The 4,791-nt window shown below is 69.4% G+C and carries 5 protein-coding genes and 1 pseudogene; 1 reads left to right on the top strand and 5 read right to left on the bottom strand.

What is annotated here, in order from left to right; translation table 11 throughout:
- Nucleotides 1-52: 52 nt before the first annotated feature.
- Nucleotides 53-403, bottom strand: coding sequence for a hypothetical protein (locus EEJ42_RS33940; protein WP_246097558.1), 351 nt, complete (start codon nt 401-403; stop codon nt 53-55).
- Between the two features lie 178 nt (nt 404-581).
- Nucleotides 582-1,367: a GP88 family protein gene (locus tag EEJ42_RS33935; protein WP_123105913.1), complete on the bottom strand. Its 786-nt coding sequence runs from the start codon at nt 1,365-1,367 to the stop codon at nt 582-584.
- A 176-nt stretch (nt 1,368-1,543) separates the two neighbouring features.
- Between EEJ42_RS33935 and EEJ42_RS54775 the strand changes: the two genes are divergently transcribed.
- The gene (locus EEJ42_RS54775; RefSeq protein ID WP_425473004.1) at nt 1,544-2,014 is read left to right on the top strand and encodes a zinc ribbon domain-containing protein; all 471 of its coding nucleotides are present in this window, start codon (nt 1,544-1,546) and stop codon (nt 2,012-2,014) included.
- Between the two features lie 149 nt (nt 2,015-2,163).
- On the opposite strand, the pseudogene EEJ42_RS33925 reads toward EEJ42_RS54775, so the two are convergent.
- From EEJ42_RS33925 to EEJ42_RS33915, 3 genes and pseudogenes are all read right to left on the bottom strand, one after another.
- Nucleotides 2,164-3,246, bottom strand: a pseudogene (locus tag EEJ42_RS33925) (DUF6884 domain-containing protein); the annotation flags it as partial.
- A 538-nt stretch (nt 3,247-3,784) separates the two neighbouring features.
- On the bottom strand, nt 3,785-4,072 hold the full coding sequence (locus EEJ42_RS33920) for a hypothetical protein (protein ID WP_123105911.1): 288 nt from the start codon (nt 4,070-4,072) through the stop codon (nt 3,785-3,787).
- Nucleotides 4,073-4,254: 182 nt separating this feature from the next.
- A complete protein-coding gene (locus EEJ42_RS33915; protein WP_123105909.1) occupies nt 4,255-4,545 on the bottom strand; it encodes a hypothetical protein in 291 nt (96 codons plus the stop codon).
- Nucleotides 4,546-4,791 lie beyond the last annotated feature (246 nt).

The following is a 4,791-nucleotide window of genomic DNA, read 5'->3' as shown; positions in this document are numbered from 1 at the left end:
GTTCAGACGGCCTGCGAGGGAAGGGAGTCGAGCGTGGCCTGGACGAGTGCGTTCAGTGCGGCACTGTCGGCGGTGGCTGCCGCCGAGCGGGTGCGGCGGCGAGCGCTTGGGTGATCTGGTCGCGGGTGTAGGTCGGCTCTGCGGGGAGCGCCGGAGTGGTGTGGCCGCACGGGTCGGAGACGCCAGCGGTGCGCACCAGGTTCTCCCAGAGCTCGCCGTTGGGCCAGTGCCCGATGCTGATGGTGCCGTTGGCGTACAGGTCGATGCCCACGTACAGAAGGTCGGGCCGGTCGTCGCGCTTGACGACGATGGTGCTGGCCTGGCTGATCTCTTCGTCGGGGGTTTCGGGTACGTCGATGGCGGCCAGGGTGTGGCGGGAGTCGTCGGTGATCAGGAACCGCATGAAGTTCTCCAGAGGTCGGGGTAGGTGGTGTGCGGGGTTGGTCGGCCGACGCTGGCTGCGGCTGGGGCTAGCCCGGCAATCTGCTCGGCGTTCCGCGGGGGCGTCGGCTGGGGATACACAGCCGGGCCCGCCGTCGCCGGGGTGATGGCGATGGCGGGCCTGGGGTGGCGGTGCCTGGTTAGCGGGAGGTGCGGGCCTTGGCCTGCTGGCGCTCGCGTCGGGCGGCGGCCTCGGCGTCCTGTTGGCGCTGAAGCTCACCGAACGAGGCGGTCATCCCCTTGCGGTGGCGGTTGACGGTCATTCCGACGCGGGGTGGGCCGTGTACGGCCAGGAGGTCGGAGGCTGCCTGCGAGGAGTACCCGGCGGCCTTGAGGTCGTCGAGGGTGAGGAACACGTCTGCGTCCCGGTCGCGGGTCGGGTCGATGAGCTTGTCTTCCTTGCCGCCCCGGGAGAAGACGTACTCGAAGTTGGCGGGCGGGTTCGGTTCGACCAGGCGGCGGAACCGGGATACTTCCTTGGTGTACGCGTAGAAGGTCAGCCCCTTGGGGGCGCCGCGCATGATCTCGAGCCACATCAGAGTGTAGGCATCATCGTAGAAATCTCCGGCGTCATGAATCCTAATATGTCCTGATTTGCCCTCTTGAGGGTCTGGCTGGTAGCGGGGGTGGCGTAGCTCGGCGGCCATCCGCTCCTTCCACAGGAGCGGGGTATCCAGCACCATACGCAAGTTGCGTTGGTGGCGGGCGCGAGCGGCAGGGAAACGGATGTATCCGGAGTCCGAGCCGAGGGCGTAGCAATGCTTGGCACAGACCCCAGCAGAGGGGCAGACGTTGACTGTGCGCACGGTGGTGGTGCCGTCCGGGGCTTCATCCTCGAGCGACACGACCCAGGCAGGCAAAGTCCAGTTGAAAATGCCCTGCTCCTTCATACGTTCGTTCTGCGAAAGCAGCCAGTCGGTGGCCATGGTGGGGCACTCCACGAGTCCAGGGATTTCGGATGGGGTGGCGTGCGGTGTAGGAGGCAGTCGGTGAAACAGCCCGGCCACGGGCCACGGTGCTGTCTCAATGCCATGCCAACGCCCGAGCCCGTCGCCGAGGCCGGACTGCGGGACCAAGGGCCCGGTGTCGGCGATGAGAAGCGATGGGTGGACTGCGCAACGAGCTGAACCGGTCCCCCGCCGAGATGGAAGGGACACGTCACACGGCGCGGTGGGGCTGGTCCAGCACCCACACACTCGCCTGCGGGACGGCAAGCCTCGCAACCCCCGATGGCCGCGGGACGCTGGTCGTTTCGGGCACGACTCAGGGCCCGCTTGCGGCCGGGTCAACGGCTCGGGGCTTGCTTGAGCCGGATGCGGTTAACGTCGCACGTCCGGTTCTGAGGGGGCCGGGGCACAGCAATGTGCTCCGGCTACCCGACCGGACCGTCATTGCTGTGGACTCCCGCAATACCTCCCGCACCTGCCCGTCCTGCGGGCACACCGCGAAGGAGAACCGCCTTACCCAAGCGACGTTCGCATGCACGGCGTGCGGGTTCGCAGCGAATGCGGACTACGTCGGCGCGACGAACGTCCTCAACAGGGCCGGGCTGGTCCTCTGCAACGTGGCCTAGCCACACCCGCAGGAAGCCCGCGCGTTTACGCATGGGTGGAGTCACGGCGGTTCCTTCCGAGGGGCGTTGTGTTGGGGTGGCCCGGACGGGTTGGTCGTCCGGTGACCGGACTGTGTGTCGTGGCGGTCGGTTAGGCGGGCATCTCCGCGTTACGGCGCCACTGGGCACCGTGGCCCCGGGCCCGCTGCGCCGGTGACGGGGCGGCGGTCGGCGGTCGCGAGGATGCGTGCGGTTTCGTCGGGGTCGGCCTCGGCGGCGGGATCGAACCAGTAGTAGTGGGCGATTCCTGCGGCCAGGGGGTAGACCTGCTCCCAGGGCGGGAGGCCGTCCTGGGCCTGGGGAACGGTGTCCGGCGGGTCGAGGAGGGTGTCGATCACTACCTGGAACGCTGCGGCCCGGAAGTCGCGTGCGTGTGCTCGGCGTTGACGCGGTGGCATGCCGGCCAGGTGGGGTGGGGCGGCGGAGTGGCGCTCCCAGCGTCCGTACAGGCGAGCCGCATCGGAGGCCCGGCCCTCGGCCTTGTCGAGTATGCGTGGGAGCGCGGACAGGAAGCGTGCGACATCCCGAGGCGTGCCGTGCACGGTCAGTGCGCGGGGGTCGTCGGGCCGCGCATGGGCCTGGACGCGGTAGAGGGGGGCGAAGCGGCGGGTGGCCCGGACTCGCGCGGTGCTCTTGGCGGTGTCGCCGGGAAAGTTGAGGCTTCCGTGTGCCCGGGACGGGTGCTGGATGACGAGCTGGGAGTGGGTGGCGTAACGCGCTCGACGGCGGGCTTTTCGTTGCGCTTCCGCGTCCTGGCGTACGGCCGCTCTGCGCTCGATCTCTTCGATGATGCTTCCGGCGCCCGTGCTCGCTGTCGGGCTGGCGGGGGATTGCGGTGCCCGTGGGTGGCGGCCGGGGTCGTAGATGTCGGCGAGTTTGGCGAGCTGGTCGCCGATGCCGCGCGCACCTGCGAGCGGGGCGCTCAGCTCCGGCCACACCATGCGGCTGGCTTCGACATACGCGCGCGGGCCGAGGACGGTGACGTCGGCGCCGAGGATGTTCAGGTCGGCGGCCTGCTGGCGGAGCCGCTCGCCGGACACCAAACCTTCGTCCTCCATGCGCATGTCGTAGGGGGCGATGAGGTCGTGCAGCTCAAGAAACCCGAAGAGGGACGAAAGGATCAGGACACGGCCGGTCCGTCCGCCGTGCGTGAGTGCGTCAGCGGCTCTGCGCAGGGCCAGGTGATAGCTCCCGGTATACCTTTCGCCCGCGGGTACGGGCTGTTCGGAACTGCTCTTGCGTCCCCCGCACGACGATGATCACGCGCGGGCGGACAGCGGACGTGCTCATGTCCGTTCAGCTCCAGGGGATGGGTGGCTTCTATGCGGAGCCGGTGGTCCCCGCTCCGTGTGGCGCATCGTGGAGCCGATCGCTGATAGCCGCGCAACTGCCCTGCTTTCCCCTTGGTCCGCGTGGTGGCCTGCGGAACTGCCGAAAGCCCGCCCCCGGCGGGGGCGGGCCAGCGGGCAGTGGCTAGTGGCGTACGTCGTCGCGTTCAACCGCGAGAGGCCGTGCGGTGCACGAAGGGCGTTGTCGCTCATCGTGTCGGGGACCATGGGTTATCCCGGGTGTTGCAGCGTCTGGGCGCTCGGAGACAGATTGCCTCCTTCGCCCCGTCCCGGAGCGCATGTCGTAGTCGTCGTGGGCGGGGGCCGTGATGATGACCGCTCCTTCGGAATCTGTCAGGAGCGCAGTACCTGACGTGACGTCCGGGGCCAGGGCGCGGCAGCTCTAATCGATCACGCGGCGGGCTTCGCGCTGCCAGGCAGCGGGCAGGCCTTCGAGGGCCCGTTCCCGGGCGGCAGAGCTCTCCGAGGCCCGTTGGGCGTTGTAATCGAGGCGGTACAGGACGGCGTCGGCTCCGGGGATGTCCTCGTCGGCGAGGTGCAGCAGGTCGGTGATTACGTCCTCAAGCGTGGCAAACGGGTGTTCGGCGCTGTAGCGGTCCCAGATGGCGCGGCCGCGTGCCGCGCGCTCCGCCGGGTTGTTGCTGCTGGGGTCTTGGGCGATGTCGTCCACTGGGGTGTTCCTCCGGTTCGTGGTCGGCCCGGCGTGTTCTCGCCGGGCAGTCGTGCAGGCGGGTTTTGTGGCGCCCCGCGCACGCCGGGCGTCGTGGACGCGCTCCCGGGCCCTGGTCTGCCGCGTGGGAGGGGCAGGCCGGGGCCGCTGGGTGAAGGCCGGGTGCAGGGGTGCCGTCCGGATCAGCCGATGAGGGTCGGCGCTCCGTCAGGAAACAGCGCCTGGTACTCCAGTCGCGCCCGATGCTCTTCGGTGATCTGGCTGTCGCTCGGCTCGACGCCGATCGCTGCCGCGGCCTCGCGGGCAACGGCGAACCGGCCTTGTAGGGCGAGCAGGGGAGTGTGGGGTGGCCATGTGGTCGAGGGCCATGCCTGAGCCCAGTCCTCGCCGTGCTCGGTAAGGGCTGTGGCGTAGGCGTTGAACTCTCGGAACAGCAGCTCTCCCAGGGTGTCGCGCTCAGTCTGGTCGGACATGGTCACTCCTCCGAGTGGGTGTCGGCCCTCGTGGGCGCCACGTGGCGCGGCGCCGTGGGCTGGGGCGGGGCGAGGTTGGACATGTGAGACCTCCAGCAAGTGCGGCATTCAGGGGCTCGGCGGGTCCGCTCTTGTGCGTCCAGCCGATGTCGCTTCAGGACACCGCGCGGGCGCCAGCCCGATGGCTTGGCATGGTGGCTGTGAAGGTGCCAAGCGGCGCAAGCGCTCGGCCCGCGCGTGGGCGCG

Source organism: Streptomyces botrytidirepellens (genome assembly GCF_003721215.1).
In the GTDB taxonomy this organism is placed as follows: Bacteria; Actinomycetota; Actinomycetes; order Streptomycetales; family Streptomycetaceae; genus Streptomyces; species Streptomyces himastatinicus.
The sequence above is the reverse complement of the archived record's forward strand: the minus strand, read 5'-3'. Positions and strand labels throughout refer to the sequence as shown.

Bases quoted from the DNA above. Each gene is read 5' to 3' on its own strand.
- EEJ42_RS33940 (WP_246097558.1), bottom strand. From the start codon at position 403: ATGCGGTTCCTGATCACCGACGACTCCCGCCACACCCTGGCCGCCATC.
- EEJ42_RS33935 (WP_123105913.1), bottom strand. From the start codon at position 1,367: ATGGCCACCGACTGGCTGCTTTCGCAGAACGAACGTATGAAGGAGCAG.
- EEJ42_RS54775 (WP_425473004.1), top strand. From the start codon at position 1,544: ATGGGTGGACTGCGCAACGAGCTGAACCGGTCCCCCGCCGAGATGGAA.
- EEJ42_RS33915 (WP_123105909.1), bottom strand. From the start codon at position 4,545: ATGTCCGACCAGACTGAGCGCGACACCCTGGGAGAGCTGCTGTTCCGA.